18 protein-coding genes are annotated in these 20,169 nt (G+C 65.3%); 8 read left to right on the top strand and 10 right to left on the bottom strand.

Features of this window, described 5'->3' with window-relative positions:
* Position 1 precedes the first annotated feature (1 nt).
* The 4 genes from shc to ACTJKF_RS15885 all read right to left on the bottom strand — a co-directional run bounded on the left by shc (position 2) and on the right by ACTJKF_RS15885 (position 4,688).
* The gene (gene shc, locus ACTJKF_RS15900; RefSeq protein ID WP_440624469.1) at positions 2–1,975 is read right to left on the bottom strand and encodes a squalene--hopene cyclase; all 1,974 of its coding nucleotides are present in this window, start codon (positions 1,973–1,975) and stop codon (positions 2–4) included.
* A 15-nt stretch (positions 1,976–1,990) separates the two neighbouring features.
* Positions 1,991–3,244 carry a hydroxysqualene dehydroxylase HpnE gene (gene hpnE, locus ACTJKF_RS15895; RefSeq protein WP_440624468.1) on the bottom strand — a complete coding sequence of 418 codons (1,254 nt, stop codon included), beginning with the start codon at positions 3,242–3,244 and terminating at the stop codon, positions 1,991–1,993.
* Between the two features lie 4 nt (positions 3,245–3,248).
* Entirely contained in the window at positions 3,249–4,097 is an 849-nt protein-coding gene (gene hpnD / locus ACTJKF_RS15890) for a presqualene diphosphate synthase HpnD (protein WP_440624467.1), read from the bottom strand.
* Between the two features lie 258 nt (positions 4,098–4,355).
* Entirely contained in the window at positions 4,356–4,688 is a 333-nt protein-coding gene (locus ACTJKF_RS15885; RefSeq protein ID WP_440624466.1) for a hypothetical protein, read from the bottom strand.
* 203 nt (positions 4,689–4,891) lie between these two features.
* Here ACTJKF_RS15885 and ACTJKF_RS15880 point away from each other — a divergent pair, with 203 nt between their 5' ends.
* Positions 4,892–5,776 (top strand): alpha/beta fold hydrolase, encoded by an 885-nt coding sequence (locus ACTJKF_RS15880; RefSeq protein ID WP_440624465.1) that lies wholly within the window; start codon positions 4,892–4,894, stop codon positions 5,774–5,776.
* 46 nt (positions 5,777–5,822) lie between these two features.
* Here ACTJKF_RS15880 and ACTJKF_RS15875 read toward each other — a convergent pair whose 3' ends face one another.
* From ACTJKF_RS15875 to ACTJKF_RS15865, 3 genes are read right to left on the bottom strand one after another with little or no spacing between them, the layout of a single operon-like run.
* Complete coding sequence (locus ACTJKF_RS15875) at positions 5,823–6,779, bottom strand: GGDEF domain-containing protein (RefSeq protein ID WP_440624464.1); 957 nt, start codon at positions 6,777–6,779, stop codon at positions 5,823–5,825.
* Positions 6,776–7,402, bottom strand: a complete 627-nt coding sequence (locus ACTJKF_RS15870) for a chemotaxis protein CheC (protein WP_440624463.1) — start codon at positions 7,400–7,402, stop codon at positions 6,776–6,778. The genes ACTJKF_RS15875 and ACTJKF_RS15870 overlap by 4 nt, the downstream gene beginning before the upstream one ends.
* A complete protein-coding gene (locus ACTJKF_RS15865) occupies positions 7,395–7,763 on the bottom strand; it encodes a response regulator (protein ID WP_040138947.1) in 369 nt (122 codons plus the stop codon). The genes ACTJKF_RS15870 and ACTJKF_RS15865 overlap by 8 nt, the downstream gene beginning before the upstream one ends.
* 467 nt (positions 7,764–8,230) lie before the next feature.
* Between ACTJKF_RS15865 and ACTJKF_RS15860 the strand changes: the two genes are divergently transcribed.
* Positions 8,231–10,474, top strand: coding sequence for a response regulator (locus ACTJKF_RS15860; protein ID WP_440624462.1), 2,244 nt, complete (start codon positions 8,231–8,233; stop codon positions 10,472–10,474).
* 39 nt (positions 10,475–10,513) lie between these two features.
* Here the strand turns inward: ACTJKF_RS15860 and ACTJKF_RS15855 are convergent, their stop codons facing one another.
* Positions 10,514–11,068 (bottom strand): NADPH-dependent FMN reductase, encoded by a 555-nt coding sequence (locus ACTJKF_RS15855; RefSeq protein WP_440624461.1) that lies wholly within the window; start codon positions 11,066–11,068, stop codon positions 10,514–10,516.
* Positions 11,069–11,444: 376 nt separating this feature from the next.
* Between ACTJKF_RS15855 and ACTJKF_RS15850 the strand changes: the two genes are divergently transcribed.
* Together ACTJKF_RS15850 and ACTJKF_RS15845 are read left to right on the top strand one after the other, a co-directional pair.
* On the top strand, positions 11,445–12,041 hold the full coding sequence (locus ACTJKF_RS15850; protein WP_440624460.1) for an RNA polymerase factor sigma-70: 597 nt from the start codon (positions 11,445–11,447) through the stop codon (positions 12,039–12,041).
* Positions 12,022–12,243: a zf-HC2 domain-containing protein gene (locus tag ACTJKF_RS15845; RefSeq protein ID WP_440624459.1), complete on the top strand. Its 222-nt coding sequence runs from the start codon at positions 12,022–12,024 to the stop codon at positions 12,241–12,243. Before ACTJKF_RS15850 ends, ACTJKF_RS15845 begins: the two co-directional genes overlap by 20 nt.
* A 332-nt stretch (positions 12,244–12,575) precedes the next feature.
* Here ACTJKF_RS15845 and arsC read toward each other — a convergent pair whose 3' ends face one another.
* Positions 12,576–12,932, bottom strand: coding sequence for an arsenate reductase (glutaredoxin) (gene arsC / locus ACTJKF_RS15840; RefSeq protein WP_440624554.1), 357 nt, complete (start codon positions 12,930–12,932; stop codon positions 12,576–12,578).
* A gap of 73 nt (positions 12,933–13,005) precedes the next feature.
* Between arsC and ACTJKF_RS15835 the strand changes: the two genes are divergently transcribed.
* The 3 genes from ACTJKF_RS15835 to ACTJKF_RS15825 all read left to right on the top strand — a co-directional run bounded on the left by ACTJKF_RS15835 (position 13,006) and on the right by ACTJKF_RS15825 (position 15,703).
* A complete protein-coding gene (locus ACTJKF_RS15835) occupies positions 13,006–13,161 on the top strand; it encodes a hypothetical protein (RefSeq protein WP_440624458.1) in 156 nt (51 codons plus the stop codon).
* 794 nt (positions 13,162–13,955) lie between these two features.
* The gene (gene parA, locus ACTJKF_RS15830; RefSeq protein ID WP_440624457.1) at positions 13,956–14,618 is read left to right on the top strand and encodes a ParA family partition ATPase; all 663 of its coding nucleotides are present in this window, start codon (positions 13,956–13,958) and stop codon (positions 14,616–14,618) included.
* A 23-nt stretch (positions 14,619–14,641) separates the two neighbouring features.
* Positions 14,642–15,703, top strand: coding sequence for a ParB/RepB/Spo0J family partition protein (locus ACTJKF_RS15825; RefSeq protein WP_440624456.1), 1,062 nt, complete (start codon positions 14,642–14,644; stop codon positions 15,701–15,703).
* Between the two features lie 90 nt (positions 15,704–15,793).
* Here ACTJKF_RS15825 and ACTJKF_RS15820 read toward each other — a convergent pair whose 3' ends face one another.
* Positions 15,794–17,158 carry a replication initiation protein gene (locus ACTJKF_RS15820; protein WP_440624455.1) on the bottom strand — a complete coding sequence of 455 codons (1,365 nt, stop codon included), beginning with the start codon at positions 17,156–17,158 and terminating at the stop codon, positions 15,794–15,796.
* 1,822 nt (positions 17,159–18,980) lie between these two features.
* Between ACTJKF_RS15820 and ACTJKF_RS15815 the strand changes: the two genes are divergently transcribed.
* Positions 18,981–20,162 carry a DNA-binding protein gene (locus tag ACTJKF_RS15815; RefSeq protein WP_440624454.1) on the top strand — a complete coding sequence of 394 codons (1,182 nt, stop codon included), beginning with the start codon at positions 18,981–18,983 and terminating at the stop codon, positions 20,160–20,162.
* Positions 20,163–20,169 lie beyond the last annotated feature (7 nt).

Below are 20,169 nucleotides of genomic sequence, written 5' to 3'. Positions count from 1 at the left end.
GTTACATCCCGACCGTCACGCGCGTCGCGTTGGCGCGCTTCAGGTTGCGATAGCGCGCGAGCGCCCACAGCGGGAAGAACTTGCGATAGCCGTGATAGCGCAGGTAGAACACCCGCGGGAAACCGGTCGCCGTGAAGCGCGTCTCGTCCCACAGGCCTTCTTCGTTCTGCTGGGCGATCAGGTAGTCGACGCCGCGGGCAACGGCCGGGTTGTTCACCTCGCCGGCCGCCATCAGGCCGAGCAGCGCCCAGGCCGTCTGCGACGCGGTGCTCGGCGCCTGCTCGAAACCACGGTAGTTGAGCTTGTAGCTGTCGCCGTCCTCGCCCCAGCCGCCGTCCTTGTTCTGGATCGACAGCAGCCACTGCGCGCCGCGCTTGATGCGCGGATCGTCCGGCGTCAGGCCGGCCGCGTTCAGCGAGCACAGCGCGGTCCACGTGCCGTACACGTAGTTCATCCCCCAGCGGCCGTACCAGCTGCCGTCCGGCTCCTGTTCCTTCAGCATGTAGTCGAGCGCGCGGCGGGCCGGCTCGCTGGTCAGCGGCGTCTCGCCGAGCTGCGACAGCATCGACAGGCAACGGCCCGACACGTCGGAGGTGGGCGGATCGAGCAGCGCGCCGTGATCCGAGAACGGGATGTTGTTCAGGTAGTACTGCGTGTTTTCCGGTTCGAACGCGCCCCAGCCGCCGTCGCTGCTCTGCATGCCGACGACCCATTCGCGCGCGCGCGCCATCGACTCGCGATACGTGTCCGTGTGCTTGAGCTTCTGCGCGCGGTCCATGGCCATCACGACCACGGCCGTGTCGTCGACGTCCGGGTAGTGCGCGTTCGCGTACTGGAACGCCCAGCCGCCCGGCCGCACGTGCGGGCGCCGCGAGATCCAGTCGCCGCGCACGTCGAGGATCTGCAGCGGGCGCAGCCAGTCGAGGCCGCGCAGCACGGCTTCTTCCGCGCGCGCATCGCCGGTTTCGAGCAGCGCATGCGCGACGAGCGACGTGTCCCACACCGGCGACAGGCACGGCTGGCAATACGCTTCGTCCTCGTGCACGACGAGCAGCTTCTCGACCGACTTGCGCGCGATCGCGCGGTTCGGATGATCTTCCGCGTAGCCGAGCACGTCGTACATCATCACCGCGTTGGCCATCGCCGGATAGATCGCGCCGAGGCCGTCCTCGCCGTTCAGGCGCTCGTCGACGAACGACACGGCCTGGCGGATCGCGCGTTCGCGCGTGTAGTTCGGGAACAGCCCGTCGACCGCGCGCAGCGCATGGTCGACCACGCGGAAGAACGCGAACCAGCCGGCGCTCTGGTGGCCCTGGCGCGGCAGCAGGCCGGCGTTGACGGGCGGATCGATGAACAGCTCGTCGATGCGCACGCCGCGCGGGTTCTTCGCGAGCGGACGCTTCGCGTTCAGCACCAGCAGCGGCACGATCACGGTCCGCGCCCAGTACGACACCTTCGACAGGTGGAACGGGAACCACTGCGGCAGCAGCATGATCTCGACCGGCATCATCGGCACCGCGCGCCACGGAATCGCACCGTACAGCGCGAGCTGGATGCGCGTGAACACGTTCGACATCTCGGCGCCGCCCATCGCGTGGATCGCGCGGCGCGCGCGTTGCATGTGCTCGGCGTTCTCGTCGTCGCCGATCACCTTCAGCGCGAAATACGCCTTCACGCTCGCGCTGATGTTCGGCGCGCCGTCGGTGAACAGCGGCCAGCCGCCGTCGGCCTGCTGGATACGACGCAGATACTTGCCGATCTTCTGTTCGAGCTCGAGATTCGGCGTCTCGCCGAGATAGTGGACGAGCAGCACGTATTCGGCGGGAATCGTCGAATCGGCCTCGAGTTCGTAGACCCAGTGTCCGTCCGCTTGCTGCGCGGCCAGCAGCGCGTCGGTCGCGCCGGCGACGGCCGCGTCGAGCCCGGCCGGCACGGTGCCGGCGGACAGGGTAGCCATATCGGTGAGATCGTTCATCGGTCCCTCTGTTGCTTATTGTGTCTGGAGCACGTCCGCGGCCAGCTGGCCGGAGCGGATCGCACCCTCGATCGTGGCGGGCAAGCCGGTGGCAATCCAGTCGCCCGCCAGCACGAGATTGGTCCAGCGCGTACGCACGGCCGGACGTTTCATTTCCTGCGACGGCACCGCCGCAAAGCCCGCGCGCGGCTCGACGACGAGCTGCCACGCGGGCATCTTTTCCGGGTGCGCGCCGGTCACGCGCGCGACGTCTTCCCAGATGCGCCGCGCGAGCGCGTCGCGCGGCATGTCGAGCCAGCGGCCCGCGTCGCGGATCGTCGCCGCGAGCAGGCCGCCGCCGGTCCGCACCGCGTCGACGACGCCGTTGACGACGGCCGTCTGCAGCGGGCCGCCGGCCGGTGCGTCGGCCGTGAAATACGCGGTCACGACCGCGCCGAACGTGTCGGGCGCGGTGAGATCCGGCACGAGCGGCTGCGCGACTTCGGGCGGCACGGCCAGCACGACCGCATCGCCCGGCGCGAGATCCACGCGCTCGCCGCCGATCGTGGCGGCATCGACCGCATTGCCATGCGCGCCGAATTCGAACGCATCGAGCCGCGAGTTCAGCCGGATCTGCGCGCCGCCGTGCTGCAGCATCCGCAGCGCCGGTTCGACGAACGCACTGCCGAGCCCGTGACGCGCGACGAGCGGACGGCAACCGGCGCCGCCCGCGGCAAATGTGCCGAACAGTGCCGCACGCGCGAGCTCGGCGCTCGCATGGCGCGGCTCGACGTTCAGCACCCCGAGGAAATACGGCCGCAGCCAACGATCCCACAGCACGCCGTCGCATCGCATCGTCTGTGCGAGCGAGCGGCCGCTGCGCGCGAACGCGAGCGATGCCAGCGCGAGGTAGTCGAGCGGCGTGGTACCCGGCGCGCGCGACGCGGCGTCGAACAGCCAGGACGGCCAGCGTCCGTTGCCGAAGCGCGGCGTCCAGCGCTGCTGCGACGCGACGTCGACCACCGGATATTCAGCCAGCGCGGGCCCGGCGAGCTGATCGGCCGCGCCGATCGCGCGCAGGTAGCGTTGCGTCGCGGGTTGCCCCGCGAACACCTGATGCAGCCCGCTGTCGATCGTCGTGTTCAGCGTCCCGTCGAACCACGAGCGGCAGCGGCCGCCCGCGTGCGCATGCGCGTCGTGCAGCACGATGCGCCGCCCGCGGCGTTGCAGCTCGACGGCGGCCGACAGGCCCGCGAGTCCTGCACCGATCACGTGGACGGTTCTGGGCATCGGCTCAGAACAGCGCGTAGCGCGCGGCGATCATCAACATGCGCGCCTTCGGCTTGCGCAGCGGCGCGCGCGGGGCGGCGAAACCGCGCGCGATCGCGGCTTCCAGAATGCAGCGATACGCGCCCGACATGATGCGCGGCGCCTTCACCTGCGCACGCGTGCAGGTATCCATCACCGCATCCGCCTCGCGGAAGTGCGCGAGCGCGCGTTCGACGAGCGTCGCGCACACGCGCGGCAGCGCCGGGTCGCGCACGATCGTCGCCGGATCGGTGATCGCGATGCCTTCGCGCGCGAGCAGCTCGCGCGGCAGGTAGCAGCGGTTGATCGCGGCATCGTCGTCGATGTCGCGCAGGATGTTCGTCAGTTGCAGCGCGCGACCGAGGTGGTGCGACAGCTTGATGCCTTCCGCTTCCGGGATCCCGAAAATCCTCACCGACAGACGGCCGGCCGCGCTCGCCACGCGATCGCAAAACAGGTCGAGCGTCGGTTCGTCCGGTGCGCAGATGTCCTCGGCGGCGTCCATCGCCATCCCGTCGATCATCGCGTGGAAGTCGTCGCGCTGCAGGTTGAAGGCACGGATCTCGCGCTCGAGCGCCACCAGGTGGCGCGGCGGCTGGCCGGCGAAGCACGCGTCGATGTCCGCGCGCCAACGGTCGAGGCCCGCGTTGCGCTCGGCGCGCGGCAGGTCGCTGTCGGCGATGTCGTCGACCGCGCGGCAAAACGCGTAGACCTGGAACATCGCGTCGCGCTGCACCGCCGGCAGGATGCGCATCGCCAGATAGAAAGAACTGCCCGATGTGACGGCAGCGGCGTCGGTTTCTTGTTCGTCCACGACGAGATTGGAAACGGCCAAGACGAGCTCCACGGAGACACCCACGCGGGGCGATTGAAGAAGCCATGCCCGGCTGGGTTGGTCAGGGCGTCAAATGCGTGCGAGATATGCGAACGATCGACGCAGACAGGCACAAATTACCGGCCGGAAGCCGGAATTGGGCGAAAGTATAGCAATGTTTGAAGTTCGATGGCGGGCATCGCCGCGCCCGGCGGGCCGCCCGAAGGCTGGCGGGCCGGCGCGGCCGGCTCCGGGCAGGGCATGGCGTCGCGCCGCCCGTCAGCCGTAGACGATGTCGCGCTGCAGATCGAGCGCAATGAGCCCCATTTCGCGGGTCAGCTGCAGCATCGAGCGGCGTTCGAGCCGCGAGCCCATGAAGCTCGTCACGCGCCCGTCGGGCTCCGCCGTGAACTGGAACGACGGGCCGCCGGTGCCGAACCACGCGCCCGGCACGTCGGGCGACTCCTGCCAGTCGATCTGCTCGAACACGCGCGCGATGCCCGCGCGCACCACGTCGCCCGGGCCGATGGGCGGCGCGATGTCGCCCAGGTCGTCGAGGGAATAGGGGCCGGGTTTGTTCGGCTTCCGGTAGAAGAGATAGTCGACGTTCATGGGGCGCCATCGCGAGCAAAGCGTCAAATTAGCGCGCTTCGGCGCAAATTCAAATCAGATCAGGACGAAATGTGGCCTGTACGAGACAAAAGGCTCCATCGCGACCGGCGGTGCGGGCACGCGTGCCGTCAGGCCACGCCTTCGTGTTTGAACGCACGCGGCTTCGTCTAAGATGGACATCTTTCTCAAAAAAGACGAACACCATGGAGACGAACGTAACCGCCCCCCCGCAGGCCGACCATCCCGTTTTCGTGCTGGTGCACGGCGCATGGCACGGTGCGTGGTGCTACGCGCATGTCGCGGCCGCGCTGGCCGCGCGCGGCTACCTGTCGATCGCGCGCGACCTGCCCGCGCACGGCATCAATGCCCGCTTTCCCGCGTCGTATCTTGAAAGGCCGCTCGACAAGGACGCCTTCGGCGCGGAGCCGTCGCCGGTCGCGAACACCACGCTCGACGATTACGCGACGCAGGTGATGCAGGCCGTCGACGACGCGTACGCGCTCGGCCGCGGCAAGGTCGTGCTCGTCGGGCACAGCATGGGCGGTCTCGCGATCACGGCCGCGGCGGAACGCGCGCCGGAGAAGATCGCGAAGATCGTCTATCTCGCGGCGTTCATGCCCGCGTCGGGCGTGCCGGGCCTCGATTACGTGCGCGCGCCGGAGAACAAGGGCGAGATGCTGGGGCCGCTGATGCTCGCGAGCCCGCGCGTCGCGGGCGCGCTGCGGATCGATCCGCGCAGCGGCGACACCGCGTATCGCGCGCTCGCGAAGCGCGCGCTGTACGACGACGTGCCGCAGGCCGACTTCGAGGCGGTGGCGAACCTGATGACCTGCGACGTGCCGGCCGCACCGTTCGCGACCGCGATCCCGACGACCGCCGCACGCTGGGGCGCGATCGACCGCCACTACATCAAGTGCCTGGAAGATCGCGTGATCCTGCCCGCGCTGCAGCAGCGCTTCATCGACGAAGCCGATGCGCTCGCGCCCGGCAACCCGACGCACGTGCACCAGCTCGACAGCAGCCATTCGCCGTTCGTCTCGCAGCCGGCCGTGCTGGCCGGCGTGCTGGCGGACATCGCGAAAAGCTGAACGGCTGAACGACGCGCGGCGCACGCGCGAAGGGGCGGCGCAGCGGTTACGCGTACGCGATCGAGCGATCGCGTCCGAGCCGCTTCGCGCGATAGAGTGCCGTGTCGGCCTCGTTGACGAGCACGTCGCACGTGTGCGCGCCGGCCGCCGCGCACGCGCCGCCGACGCTCGCCGTCACCGGCACGCTGACGCCTTCCGCATCGACCGGCGTGCGGCCGATCGCATCGCGCACCTTGTCGGCCACCCGCATCGCCTCGTCGAGGTTGGTGCACGGCAGCAGCAGCGCGAATTCCTCGCCGCCGAAGCGGCCGAACGTATCCTGCGCGCGCACGATCGACGCGACGCGGCGCGCCGTCTCGCGCAAGACTGCATCGCCGGCCGCATGCCCGAACCGGTCGTTGATCGTCTTGAAATGGTCGAGGTCGAACAGCAGCACCGACAGGTCGCCGCCGTAGCGCTGCCAGCGTGCGAACTCGTCGCCGAGCCGCGCCTCGAAGAAGCGCCGGTTCGCGATGCCGGTGAGGCCATCGCGATTCGCATGTTCGCGCAGCTTCGCGACCGCCTCCTCGCGCTCGCGCTGCATCACGCTCACGTGCGTGACGTCCGAGATCGTCACGCACACGGCTTCGACTTCGCGGCCGCGCGTGAGCGGCATGAACGTACAGTCCTGCTGCATGTAGTCGACGCCGCCGGTGATCGGCCGGTCGTGCTCGAAGCGAAACAGGTAGGGCCGCTGCTCCCACGAGCTGAACGCGAAGCTGCCAAGCTGGAACACGCTCTCGAGCTTGCGTTCGAGCCACGCGCGCGGCAGCTCCGGAAAGCAGTCGAACAGGTTGCGGCCGATCACGTCGGCCGCCGGGATGCCGCTGTGATCCTGCATGAAGCGGTTCCACATCAGCACGGTCATCGTGCGATCGAGCACGAACAGCCCGAAGCCGACCCGTTCGATCACGAGGTCGCTCAGCGACGCGGCGGTGCCCGTGGCGGGGGAGGCGGCGGTCATAGCGCGGACAGCAACGCGTCGAGCGCGTCGCCCATCAGCCGGATCGAATCCTCGGCCATCAGCATCACGAAATGCGCGCGGAACGCGTGATCCTCGAGCCCGAAGTTCACTTCGAGCAGCAGCGCGACGCTCCACGCGAGCACGTTCGGCTGGAACACGTCGTCGAACGACACGTTCGCGCCGAGCAGCCCGGGCGGGAAGAACACGGGCTTGCGGCCGAGCTCGTCGAGGATCGACGACACGCATGCGCTCATCAGCACGTTCGCGACATCGAACACGAGTTCGTCCTGGGTCGCCATGCCGGCGTACACGCCGTCGCCGAACGTGCGGTCCATCAGCGACATCAGCCGTGCGACGTCCGCGCTGCGGCACAGCACGATCGCCTCGCCCTTGATGTCGGAACGGAATCCCTGGCGCACGGCCGTCACGTTCTCGTGAATGCCCGTCATCTCGCGCAGCGCGTCGCCCGCATCGGGGGCGCTCACGACGCGCACGCGCGGGACCGACAGTTCGATGAAATGGCCGAGCAGCAGCGCGAGCCGCGCGGCAGCCCGGCCCATCGCGAGGTTGGCGATCTCCTGCAACGCGTCGCGTTGCTCCGCCGTGAACACCGATTCAGGCATACAACCCATACTCCTTGAGAATGGGCAGCAATGCCTCCGACGTCACGGGCTTGGCTACGAATGCGATCGCGCCCAACTCGCGCACGCGTGCTTGCGCCTGCGGCTGGATATCGGCGGATACCACGATCACGAACGTGTTCAGATCTTCGTGGCGCAGTGTCTCCAGCACCTGATAGCCGTTCATGTCGGGCATCGTCAGGTCCAGAAACATCACGGAAGCTTTGCCGTCACGATAGAGCGCCAGCGCCTCGCGACCATTCGCCGCATACGCGACATCGACGTCCCAGTCCCCCGGCAGCGCCTTTGTCAGAAGTTTGCGAGCGAGCAAGGAGTCGTCGGCGATCACGATCGGCAAAGGCATGGCAGCGAAGCGGTATACGGAATGGTCTCTCTCGCGTTAACGACCGCGCGGCGCACTTCTTTAGGCGCCATGCAATCGACCGCGGGCACCGCCGTACGGCCGCGCGCGGGCGCCGCGGCACGAGGCACGCGACACACCGCGCCGCAAACGCCGGCGGGCGCTTATATCTGTCATAGGGAAAGCAAGGCGCGATTCTCTGAGTAAACCGGAGGCGGTGCAACTCGCCATTTTCACCATTTCGAACAGAATCGGCCCGAACGCCCGGCAATCCGAAAACAGCAGAGATCATTTTCAAGATATGTACGCAAAATTTTTCTTTGTGTACGTTTGCGCTGCCGGATTCATAGCGTTTTCAAACTTTCAATTCCTCCCTGTCGGAATCACCAGGTTGACCCACCCTCCGCGGGTGCTGTGGGCGGGCGCAACTCGTTTATGATTGAACACCTCAGCCTGACCCGCTTTCTTCAATGACGTCCGAACGTCCCGCCGACTCCCACCCGCCCGCCTCCACGCCCGCCGACGACTGGCAGGATGACGGCAGCTATGCGTCCGGCGCGCCCGAGCACGATTTCGCGGTCCGCCGCATCACGCTGATCGTGCTGCTGGTCGCGGCGATCGTGCTGCCCTGCATCTACGTGTCGGTCATGGCATACAACGACCTGAACGCGCGCGAAGCCGCGGCGAGCGACGTGACGATGCGCACCGTGCGCGTCGCCGAGGAGCACGCGCTCAAGGTATTCGACCTCAGCGAAACGCTCGATGCGCGCATCGTCGACCTCGTGCAGGACATGGACGACGCCACCGTGCGCCGCCAGGAATCCGACATCCACGAAGCGTTGAACACGATCGGCGGCGGCTATCCGCAGGTGGCCGCCGTCTCGATCTTCGGCGCGAGCGGGATGCTGCTCGCGAACAGCCTCTACTATCCGGCGCCCTATTCGTCGATCGCGAACCGCGACGACTTCGCCGGCATTCGCGACGGCAAGGTCATCGAACATATCTCGCGGCTGATGATGGGGCCGCTCAAGCTCGAGAACATCCCCGTGTTCAACACGGGCGTCGCGCGACGCCATAGCGACGGTTCGTTCGCCGGGATGGTGTCGATCGCGCTGAAGTCGTCGTATTTCAATGCGTTCTACCGCGACCTGCTCGGCGGCGCGGCCACGCCGATGACGATGGCGCTCGCGCGCTCCGACGGCGCGGTGATCGCCTCGTATCCGCCGCCGCCGTCGCTCGCGCACACCGATCGCACGGCCACGTTCGGCAATGCGCGCAACGATCCGCGCGCGGGCGTCGTGCGCGTGCGCCACGACGGCGCCGGCAGCGAGATCGTCGCGTACCGGCAGGTCGGCAGCTATCCGGTGTACGTGACCTGCGCTTACCGGACCTCGGCGATCTGGCATGAGTGGTACGAACACCTGAGCGTGCTGTTCATCTCGATGTTCGCGCCGTCGGTCGTCCTGTGGTGGGTGATCTGGCTATCGTTGAAACGGCTGAAGGCGGAAGAGGCGGCATGGGATCGCTGGCAGGCCGAAGCATCGATGCGACGCTCGATCGAATCGGCGTACCGGCAGTCGCGCAAGATGCAGGCGCTCGGCAACCTGGTCGGCAGCGTCGCGCACGACTTCAACAACCTGCTGATGATCATCTCGAGCAACGTGCAGATCGCGCGGCGGCGCGGGGTCCAGCATCTCGACAAGGAGCTCGGCGCGATCGAGCGCGCGCTGAAGAACGGCCAGTCGCTCACGCGCCAGCTGCTCGGCGTCGCGCGCAAGCAGCCGCTGCATAACGAGACGATCGACATCGGCCAGTGGCTCGGCACGTGCCGCGAGCTGCTGAAGACGTCGCTCGGCTCGAAATCGTCGCTGGTCGTCGCGCTCGAGCCGGGCGTGTGGCCGATCCGGGTCGATGTCGCGGAGCTCGAGCTCGCCGTGATCAATCTCGCGGTCAACGCGCGCGATGCGATGACGATCGGCGGCCGCTTCACGGTCGGCGCGCGCAACGTGACGCTGCGTCGCGAGGACGGCTTTCCGCTGACCGGCGACTTCGTGCAGATCTCGCTCGACGATACGGGTTCGGGCATGGCGCCCGACGTGCTCGCGCGCGCGTTCGAGCCGCTGTTCACGACGAAGGCGCAGGGAATGGGCACGGGGCTCGGGCTGCCGCAGGTGTTCGCGTTCTGCGAACGTTCGGGCGGCCTCGCGACGATCGACAGCGCGGTCGGTGCCGGTACGTCGGTGCGGCTCTATCTGCCGCGCGCACGCGTCGAAGACATCGTCGCGCGGCCGCAGCCCGCTGCGCACGACGCGGGCGCGCTCGCGGGCCTGCACGTGCTGCTGGTGGAAGACAACGGCGAAGTCGCGGCCGGCACCGAAGCGCTGCTCTCGCTGCTCGGCCACCGCGTGACCTATGTGCCCACCGCCGACGAAGCGATGCGTCTGATCGAGCACGCGGCCGCGAACGACGCGTTCGACCTGGTGATCTCGGATATCCACATGCCGGGCCGCCTGAACGGCATCGACCTCGCCGAAGCGATCGACCAGCGGCCGGGAAAGCTGCCCGTGATCCTGGTCACGGGGTACGCGGAGGAGCTCGATCGCACGCGCACCGTCAACGTGCGCGTGCTGTCGAAGCCGTTCGACATCGCGCTGCTCGACGAGATCCTGCTCGGTATTCGCGAAGCGCGCGATGCGCGGCACACCGGCACCTGATCCGCGACGCGCGGACCGGCGCCGGGAAGGGCGGGGCGCTCAGGCCGCCTTCAGCACGCGCACCCAGTCGACGTAGCGGTCAACGAAGCCCTGCAGGAGCTTGCGGGTGTCCTCGCTGACGATCTGGCCTTGGTCGTCGATGCGCGCCGGGTCATGCTTGAGGAACAATTCCGGCTGGCCGAGCGTCTTCACGTCGAGATACGCGAGCACGTTGCGCAGGTGCTGCTGCGCGAGCGCGGTGCCCACCGCGCCCGGCGACGTGCCGAGCACCGCGCCCGGCTTGCCGGACCACGAGTTGTGTCCCCACGGGCGCGAGCCCCAGTCGAGCGCGTTCTTCAGCACGCCGGGGATCGAGCGGTTGTACTCCGGCGTGACGAACAGCAGCGCGTCGGCGGCTTCGATCGACTGCTTGAAGCGCTTCGCGACTTCCGGGAAATCCGCGTCGTAATCCTGGCTGTACAGCGGCAGTTCGCCGATCTCGACGAATTCGAACGAGAAATCGGCGGGCGCGAGCGAGGTCACGGCGTGCGCGAGCGCGCGGTTCCAGGAACCGCGACGCAGGCTGCCGACGACGACTGCAACACGATAGGACATGTCTTTCTCCTTCCGGTGAGCGAAGAATCGGATCGATTGATTCGAAACAGGCGACAAAGGTCTGTTTATAGGCAAGCCAGCCCGCGAACCGTCCCACGGGGCCGACCGGCCGACTTTCCACAAGGTTTTCCACAGAAATTGTGGATAACTTGACCGTTATGATCTGATGTTACAGATCGCCCGCGGCGCGGTTTCGCGGTACGCGACGCGGGGTTCCGGCAAGCATAGCGCAGCGCGCCGGCCGGTTTCGTGAAATCGTGACGGAACATGCGTTGCGGCGAGGTGCTGCGCCCAGTAAGCTGCTCGCACCGCGATGCGTCCGCCCGGTGGCGTGCACGCGATCGATCGCTCCCGCTTCGCGAGGCTCCGACCCCATATGCCGTCCGCGTACGACGACTCCGCCTATCTTGCACAACTGCGGCGCGACCTGCTGCGCTTCGCGCGACTCCAGCTTCGCGATGCCGACGCGGCAGAGGACGCCGTGCAGGAGGCGCTGACCGCCGCGTGGTCGCATGCGGGGGAATTCGCGGGGCGCTCCGCCCACAAGACCTGGGTGTTCGGCATCCTGCGCAACAAGCTGATCGACATCCTGCGCGCGCGGCAGCGGACGGTGAGCCTGTCCGCGCTCGATGCGGAGCTCGACGGCGAAGCCGTGCTCGATCGCGAACTGTTCAAGGACAACGGACACTGGGCCGCGCATACCAAGCCGCGGCCGTGGCCGCGCCCGGACACGCTGTTGCAGCAGCAGCAGTTCTGGACGCTGTTCCAGGTCTGCCTCGACCATCTGCCCGAACACATCGGGCGCGTGTTCATGATGCGCGAATTCCTCGACGTCGAAATCGCCGACATCTGCAGCGAATTGACGTTGACGACCAATCATTGCAGCGTGCTGCTGTATCGGGCGCGCACGCGCCTGCGCACCTGCCTCAGCGAAAAAGGACTGGCGACCGAAGATGCTGCCGGGGAAATGTAAGGACGTGACGCGACTGTTGTCGGATGCGCTCGACCGGTCTTTGACGTTGCATGAGCGCATGCAGGTGCACGTTCATCTGCCGGCTTGCAGCGGATGCCGGGTGTATCGCGGGCAGATCGCGCTGCTGCGGACCGCGGCGCATGCGGCGGCGGGGCGGGGGACGATGGAAGGTGATGCGCCGTCGGGTGACGGGCAGGGTTGAGTCGGCGGTGCTGTTTGGGGTGATGCGTTGTCGGTGCCGGGCCTGGTGATGTCGTGGCTGACGACGGTGGGCCGCCCCGTCTGGCGATGGTAGCGGGACGAAGTCAGCGAGTACGGTGGACGTGGCCGCGTCGCGCAGGCGGTCCGCGGCGGTGCGCGAATTCAGCGAGTCGATTTAGTCACGCATTCTGAGCGGCGCGGCGGGTGGTTGTCGCGGGTGGTGGCAGTTGACGACGGTGGAAGCCGTCGCCGGTTTCGGTCCGCGAACTCAGCCAATCAGTCCGGCGCGCTTGCGCCGGGCTGAAGCAATAAGAAAAATACGGCGAACAATCGTTATTCAAACAGCGCGCGCACTGACTCGGGCGGGCGGCCGATGGCTGCCTTGCCTCGATACACGACGATCGGACGCTGCAGCAGAATCGGATGCGCGGCAATCGCTTCATAGGCCTCCACATCGGTCAGATTCGCGCGGGCCAGATCCAGCGTCTTGTACGGCTCCTCACCATCGCGAAGCATCTCGCGCACCGGGCGCCCGAGCTGACGATGCAGCGCTTCCAGTTCCTCGACCGTCGGCGGCGTCTTCAGATACTCGACGACATTCACCGGCGTGCCGGTGGTGTTCAGCGTCTCGACCAGTGCGAGCGTCTCGCGCGACTTCGAGCAGCGGGGGTTGTGGTAGATCGTGATCATCATTCGGACCTGGGTGGGAAAGGCCCGTATTGTAGCCAGTCTGGTTGCAGCCGTTTCGACGAGGTGCCGACGTGTGGACGGAAGGGGAGATCGCGGCTTGCGCGGCTTGCGCGGCGAGTGGGGCGAGTGGGGCGAGTGGGGCGAGTGGGGCGAGTGGGGCGAGTGGGGCGAGTGGGGCGTATCGCCGTCCGGCGTGCTGTCGATGCGCTTGAGGTGTTTATGCGCATAAAGTGCATGGCGAGGGAGTGCGTTGCACGGGGAGCATCAGGACTGCCTGTATCGGCAAATAGCCGACGGAATAGCCGCGCGCAGCCATGATGTGCTGCAGGGAATGCCGCGGGTCGCCGTATGATCAATCCGCCGATTGGTTTATGCGCATAAAGGCGTCGCTTCAAGTCGGCGGTGGTCCGCCAATGTCGGGACCCATCCATGCGCTTCGATGCCTGATATGTTCGGTGGCTCGATACGGGAGGGCATCCGGTCGTCATTGCGACGGGTGACTTTATGCTCCCCTGCAAACGCGCGCCCGCGAACACTCGCTGATCCTCTCGGTGGTTTATGCGCATAAATGCAGGGCGCGGCCACCGCTTCGTCGCTACACCGCAGCGTATTGCGGCCATCGCGTTGGCCTGAACAGCGCGGCGCTCGCCACCCTGGCTCAGGCTCGAGTGAGGCCCCTGTCTCATCGCGGCTCTCCGCTGCCCCGGAAGTTTATGCGCACAAACTGACCCATCGCCGAGGCAGCGCCCTCGTTCAACACACGGGAGGGCAGGGCCCTCACACATCGCGACGATCGACTTCTCGAACACGATCCCGAAACGTCTGCCGGCGCGACTATCCCGTCACTCATCCTTCGCGCGCAGCATGCTCAACGCCCACCATTCCGATCATCCGGCATACCCCATTCGTTTATGCGCATAAACCGATAGTCCGAATGGCTAACGCGTAGTTGCTGAACGACAATTTCATTGAAATATAAATATCGTCCTGTAGAATTCCAACGACCAAAAACAGGAGTGAAAATTGGCCGCGGAAATCATTGCAGTCACTCAACAAAAAGGTGGCGTCGGCAAAAGCACGATTGCCATGCACCTCGGCGCGGCATTCCATGAGAAAGGGAAGCGCGTCCTCGTCATCGACGCAGACGGTCAAAACACACTGATTCACTGGTCGAGCGCATCCGGCGACAGCGATGCCGGCATCCCGTTCCCGGTCGTCAACCTCGCCGAAGCCGGTGGCCAGATCCATCGCGAGATCAAGAAGTTCATCAACGACTACGACATCATCGTCGTCGACTGCCCGCCGTCGATCACCGAGAAGGTATCCGGCGTCGTGCTGCTGGCCGCATCGATCGCGGTGATCCCGACGTCGTCGTCGCCGGCCGATTACTGGTCAAGCGTCGGGCTGGTCAAGCTGATCCAGCAGGCGCAGGTCATGAACGAAGACCTCCGCGCCGTCTTCCTGCTGAACAAGACCGAAGAGAAACGCATGCTGACCCGCGAGCTCAAGCGTGCGCTCGAGGAACTCGGCTTCCCGCTATTGAAAACGCAGATCCCGACCCGGGAAGCGTACAAGCAGGCGATGGCGCTCGGTCAGACCGTACTGCAGATGAACGATCGCGGCGCCAGGCTGGCAGCCGCGGAAATCCGCGCATGTGCCGACGAAATCGTCGCCATGCTGCCCTGACTTTATGCGCATAAAGGAGTCACATGAAACCCTCCCAATTTGCAAAAGGATTCCAAGCGCGCCCGGATATCACGACGAGCGAAAAGCGCACCGCGCTTGATCGGCTGAATGCCATCGACGGCATCGTCAAGTCCGAGACGGCCACGCCGGCGCCGACGAAGTCCGCCAAGAAGGACATCGCGCCACCGCCGGTTCCGGAAGTCCTGCTCGATCCGTCGACCGACGAGTCGCCGCAGTATCGCGCGTGGCGCCTCGAGAATCGCTATGCGCCCGGCCAGGTGATCGAGCTGTCGCTGAAGGCGATCAAGCATAGCCCGTTCAACCCGCGGCACTTCTATCTGAAAACATCGATTGCCGAGCTCGCGGTCAACCTCGCGAAGCAGGGGCAACAGCAGGCGATCCACGTGATTCCGGACTACGACAATCCGGGTTCATATTTCGTCAGCGACGGCGGCCGCCGCGTGCGCGCGCTGAAGGAAGCGAACAAGGAATCGGTGAAGGCGATCGTGATCGACGTGCCGATCGGGATCCAGAGCTACAAGCTCGGCTACGACCTGAACGTGCAACGCGATTCGCAGACGGTGTTCGACAACGCCGTCGTGTGGCGCCGCTTCCTCGACGACAAGCATTTCCAGAGTCAGAAGGAGCTGTCCGAACATCTCGGCCTGGACGAGTCAACGGTTGCGGTTGCGCTGTCGATCGGCAAGCTGCCGGAAACCGTGATGCAGGAGATGGTCGCGCGCCCCGACCGCTTTGGTTCGAACATGGCGTATCAGGTCGGCCGTTATCACAACGCGCGCGGCACCGAGGCGACGCTGCGGCTGATCAACAAGATCGTGTCCGACGATCTCAGCACGCGCCAGGTGTCGGACATCGTCAAGGGCCGCGTCGCGGCGCAGGAAACGCCGAAGCCGGCAGGCCGCCAGCGCTATGCGCAGCGTCTCGAGATCAAGCTCGGCGGCAAGTCGGTTGGCGATCTGAAGTCGTACGGCGAAGACCGCATCGAACTGCGCCTGCGCGGCCTCCCGAAGGACAAGCGCGACGCGATCCTCGAGCAGCTCGAGCGGATGCTGTTGTCGGACTGATGGAAACGGCCGGTGGGGCCTGGCAAGGTGCCGGGCCCGCCGATTGGGCGGGCGGCCGGCGGCGGCCCGTCAGCGGGGCCTGAGCAGGCCTCAGGCGGCCCGCGATTGATTCAGGGTGAACGACAGCAGGTCGCCGTCGGTCGGCTCACCCCAGGTCTTCTGGGCCAGCCAGTCGAAAAACGCCGTCTCGGCCAGCTTGGAATCGAGACCGCGCTTGCGCCAGTCGTCACGCAGGTGCGAGCCCATCGTCGGCAACACTTCCGACTCGAACGACTCGCGCGCCACTTCGCGCTCCGCGTCGCCCTGCTCCTCATACAGCACCTTCGCTTCCTTGCGGCGGAACGCCGCGAATTCGCTCAACAAACGTGCCTTCAGATCGTCCGGCTGCGCCGCGGCGACCTTCGCCGCCGGTGTGCCGGAAGGCAGCGCGTCGACCGACTCGACCGGCGGCGCATAGCCTTTCTTCAGCGCATCCTTGAACAACGCGGGCGCGCTGCGCACCGGCGGCAACGTCGTGCTGCGCATCCGCTGCTCGGTCATCTGCAGCGCCGCACGAATCCGGTTTTCCTCGCTGTCCGCATAGAGCGTCTGCGCTTCCTTGAGCGGAATCCCGAGCTTCACCATCCGGTCGACCAGCGTGCTGTCGAACACGTTCGGATGCTCGTCGAGTGCGAGCATCGGCTGCTTGCGCTCGGTCACGCGGAACTGGATCTCCGCGACCCGGCGCCCTTCACGATGCTCGATCAGCTCGACGAAGATGTTGGTGACCGCATTGACCTCGGCGATCGCCGGCCGCAGATAGTCGCGCTTGAAGTACTTGTACTCGCGCTTCGCCTCGTCGCCGGCTTCCGTATCGGGCGTGCCCGACAGGATCGGCCGCCACCATTCCCACGGCTCGCGCATCGTCAGGTGGCTCGGGTTCGTCAGGTAGCGCACGCAGATCTCATAGAGCGCGAGACCGGCGCTGCTGCGCAGTTGGCTCTGGAACTGCAGGCTCAGGCGCGCGTACTGGACCGGATCGAGCAGCTTCTTCTTGATCTTCGGTGCGAACGAGAATTCGACCCACACACGGCGGGTGGCCGGATCCTCGAGAATTTCGGCATCGGCGATCAGCGTCGAGATCCCCCACTTGCGGCCCGGCTTCTGGCTCGACGTCCCCGTGCTCCATTCGACCTGGACCGACACCATGCGCCGCAGGTGTTCCTTCACCAGCGCGGTGTCGTTCGAATCGAAAGCGGAATTGGCGACGATATCCGACAGCAGCGCGCGATAGGTATCGCCCGAGTCGTCGGCCTGCTGCGCGACGGCGAGCAGGACATTGAACAGCTTGCGGGTCAGGAGCGTGATCTTGCCGCTCTTCGGCTGAATTGCGATCGCCTCGACGGCCTTACGCAATTCGGCTGAACTGGCACTCACCACATCCACATCGGTTTTCTTGGCGCGCTTCGTGGCCATGCGTCGGGTCGGAGGAGAAGTTTCACGGAAGGATAGCGCCTGTGGTGATGTGCGTCCAGAACGACATGCTCACCATAGCCGGTGAAGCGCGCGTGCAAAGCGGCGCTCACCCCAACCCTCTCCCGAAAACCCTCACCGGTCCGGATTTACGGCGTTTCGGACTCGTCCAGACGTGTCGCGGGATGCACGGATTCACAGATTTTTGCCTGTGCCCGACGCGTGCGAAACTTGCTCCCGCATCAGCTCACCTTTCGATTTGTCGTAATTTTACGACTGCATCGCCGCGCGCCCGTCACAGGGTTGCCACTGGATATCACGGTGGCGCCGCAACCCCCCTCACACGGGCCTGTATGCATGTACAGCCGCGGCTGCCCGGAACATCCCGACCATGCCCGGTCGCCTGAAACACAGGCCGAAAAGCCGGTTCGACGTGCCGGTTGAACCCGTTTCACGAGCCCGGGCGCGCATTGTACAGCGCACAGAAACCGTTCAGTCCCGAAAATCCTCACCGCGACAGCTCGAAATTCTGTGACCTAGATGCCAGCGAATCCCACGCACACGCGGGATCGGCCACCAGGACCTCCCGAAAAACCTCACCTTATTGAAAAAGGCGACGCTCCGACGGATGCGAAAGCAGCTCCCGAAAAATCTCACCGTAACCGCCACGGTATCAAAAATGTCAATGGCATCCGATACTTAAGTGCAGCATGCGTTCCCCTGTGCCCAGCGGCCACCTCCCCGAAAACTCTCACCTTTCCGGTATCCGCACGAGTGCGACAGCTGTGCGTCGGCTCCTGAAAAATCTCACCTGTGCCAAAAAGTGGCACAGCGAAAATCAGATTTCTGCCAGTCCCGGCGGGCTTTTCAGCGAATTCGCCCCCTCAGCGGTCCCGGAAAGCCTCACCTTTGACCATTTTTCGAGCAAATAGCGCTCCTGAAAAGACTCACCTGTGAGCCGCTCGGCCGACTGTGATTTATGCCCCGAAAAAGCTCACCTCAACGGGTTCCGCGCAGGAAAACCCCGATTTCTCTCCCGAAAAGCCTCACCTTTCGGGCTTCACACACCCTACGGGGCACTTTTGCTGTGCAAAATGACGGGCGCTTCCCGGAAATCCTCACAGCAAATCCCTGTGGAGTCCCGTGGAACCTCACCTTTCAGGAAAACTGCCCAAAAGATGGGCAGAATCGGGGCGGGAAGAAGGTCCCGCAAATTCTCACCTATGTCTGCACAGGCAGAAAACTGTGCGGGCAGGCACAGCGCGGGTTCTGCGGCTGTGCGGCCCCGAAAACCCTCACCTTTGGAAAATCTCGTGTTTTACTGTGATCCTGAATCCGCTCACGATCTTTCCTGCATCGGCTCACGCTGCTCCCCGAACCCCATCACTTCAGCTCCCGCAGAAGATCACCTTGGTTCCCGTAAAACTTCACCTTGTCGGCCGGAAAGCCTTGCTACATAAGGCTGTGCCGTGGCGTTAACGTTTTTAACTAAGGGTTCAAGGGTGTTTACTTCTAATACTCTCAAGACATAGGTCGTCGAGTTTTCCACAGAGACCCCAACCCCCGAACACCCGCGGCTACGATGACGCTCGTCATGTGAAACAAATGCCCTTTTTCGGGGCTTGTCAGAAAACGCTTTCGACACAAGGACTTGGCTCGGTTTCTTCGCTTTGTTTCACGGAATCCGGAGGTGGGTTCGTCCAGATCGGCTCACAGCACCTGTTTCTCTGCACAGCGACGTAAATTCGCCACGGTCAGTGAAAACAAGTATCAAAAAATACGTATTTCGTTATGATTGCAACATTTCAATGTCTGCGAGACTGACATGACGCTGGATGAAATGCGTGAAGCCATCCGAGAAGAACTGGAATCGCTGCGCGCCAAAGGTGCGCGACGCCAGGAATTGTCGCTGCATGCCTGCAAGCGATTATTCTTCGATCTCGGCATCCGGCCCTCGGCCGCCAATGTCCGCGATCTGACCCAGACCGGCAGTGCCAGTGACATTCCGAAGGACATCGATCACTTCTGGGAGCGCATCCGTTCCGCATCGAAAATCAGGCTCGACGGTGCGGCAATTCCGAAAGCCGTCGAGGAAAAAGCCGGTGCACTGCTCGGCGCACTCTATGAAGAAGCATTGAAAGCAGCGCGGGAATGCCTCGACGTCGACCGCGAACAGGTTCGCGCCGGCGTGACCGATGCGGAACAGCGGCTGCGCGACGCGACGGTTCGCCAGGAAACCCTCGAAGGGGCACTGGCCCGCAGTGAAACCCGCAACGACCAGTTGCAGGCACGGGTAACCGAGCTCGAAGTGCAGCTTGCATCGCAATCGACGCACGGTTCGGCTAACGAAGCGACGCTGCTCACCACAGTCGCCCGACTCGAAAAGGAGCTGGCCGGCATGGCCGGCCGCGTCGACGCCGAGCAGACGCAGAACGCGGCACTGCGCGACCGCATCGACACACTGCAGGCCGAATTGCAGCAGCGCACCGAACACTATGCGCAGCAGATCAAGGATGCGGTGGCCGAAGCCGAGCGCCGCGTCAAACCGATGCTGGTCGAACTGGATTCGCTGCGCAGCATGGCGTCGACTTACCAGAGCGGTTTGCGCGACGTTCAGCGCAAGGAATTCGATTTCCTCCAGCAGCTGAGTTCGGCCAAGGCCCGCGCGGACCGGCTCGAGGAACAGTTGCGCACGCAGAGCGACGAGCTCGAACGTGCGACGCGCGACGTGAATACGCTGCGGGCGAGCCGCGGGATGAATCCGGAAATTTCGGCGTTGATCCGCCGCCTGGCCGATGCCGGCCAACTGGATGCGGATGCGTTTGCCGCGATCGGCACGTCGCTGGATCAAGAGATACCGGTACCGAACCAGTGCCCGCATTGCGGCGGCGAACCGGAACTGTCGCATGGCGACGACGGGTTCGAAGTATCGTGCCCCGAATGCGAACACGCGTCGGGGCCATGGCCTTCCCGATTCGAAGCCGTTGCGCGCTTTGCGCGCGACTGACGCATCG

Origin of the sequence: Burkholderia sp. 22313, assembly GCF_052045245.1 — a bacterium.
Taxonomy (GTDB): Bacteria; Pseudomonadota; Gammaproteobacteria; order Burkholderiales; family Burkholderiaceae; genus Burkholderia.
This window is presented reverse-complemented; position numbering and strand designations above follow the sequence as displayed.

What these genes read in the sequence shown, in the direction of transcription:
- shc (WP_440624469.1), bottom strand. Translation starts at nt 1,975, where the DNA reads ATGAACGATCTCACCGATATGGCTACCCTGTCCGCCGGCACCGTGCCG.
- hpnE (WP_440624468.1), bottom strand. Translation starts at nt 3,244, where the DNA reads ATGCCCAGAACCGTCCACGTGATCGGTGCAGGACTCGCGGGCCTGTCG.
- ACTJKF_RS15885 (WP_440624466.1), bottom strand. Translation starts at nt 4,688, where the DNA reads ATGAACGTCGACTATCTCTTCTACCGGAAGCCGAACAAACCCGGCCCC.
- ACTJKF_RS15880 (WP_440624465.1), top strand. Translation starts at nt 4,892, where the DNA reads ATGGAGACGAACGTAACCGCCCCCCCGCAGGCCGACCATCCCGTTTTC.
- ACTJKF_RS15875 (WP_440624464.1), bottom strand. Translation starts at nt 6,779, where the DNA reads ATGACCGCCGCCTCCCCCGCCACGGGCACCGCCGCGTCGCTGAGCGAC.
- ACTJKF_RS15870 (WP_440624463.1), bottom strand. Translation starts at nt 7,402, where the DNA reads ATGCCTGAATCGGTGTTCACGGCGGAGCAACGCGACGCGTTGCAGGAG.
- ACTJKF_RS15865 (WP_040138947.1), bottom strand. Translation starts at nt 7,763, where the DNA reads ATGCCTTTGCCGATCGTGATCGCCGACGACTCCTTGCTCGCTCGCAAA.
- ACTJKF_RS15860 (WP_440624462.1), top strand. Translation starts at nt 8,231, where the DNA reads ATGACGTCCGAACGTCCCGCCGACTCCCACCCGCCCGCCTCCACGCCC.
- ACTJKF_RS15855 (WP_440624461.1), bottom strand. Translation starts at nt 11,068, where the DNA reads ATGTCCTATCGTGTTGCAGTCGTCGTCGGCAGCCTGCGTCGCGGTTCC.
- ACTJKF_RS15850 (WP_440624460.1), top strand. Translation starts at nt 11,445, where the DNA reads ATGCCGTCCGCGTACGACGACTCCGCCTATCTTGCACAACTGCGGCGC.
- ACTJKF_RS15845 (WP_440624459.1), top strand. Translation starts at nt 12,022, where the DNA reads ATGCTGCCGGGGAAATGTAAGGACGTGACGCGACTGTTGTCGGATGCG.
- arsC (WP_440624554.1), bottom strand. Translation starts at nt 12,932, where the DNA reads ATGATCACGATCTACCACAACCCCCGCTGCTCGAAGTCGCGCGAGACG.
- ACTJKF_RS15825 (WP_440624456.1), top strand. Translation starts at nt 14,642, where the DNA reads ATGAAACCCTCCCAATTTGCAAAAGGATTCCAAGCGCGCCCGGATATC.
- ACTJKF_RS15820 (WP_440624455.1), bottom strand. Translation starts at nt 17,158, where the DNA reads ATGGCCACGAAGCGCGCCAAGAAAACCGATGTGGATGTGGTGAGTGCC.
- ACTJKF_RS15815 (WP_440624454.1), top strand. Translation starts at nt 18,981, where the DNA reads ATGACGCTGGATGAAATGCGTGAAGCCATCCGAGAAGAACTGGAATCG.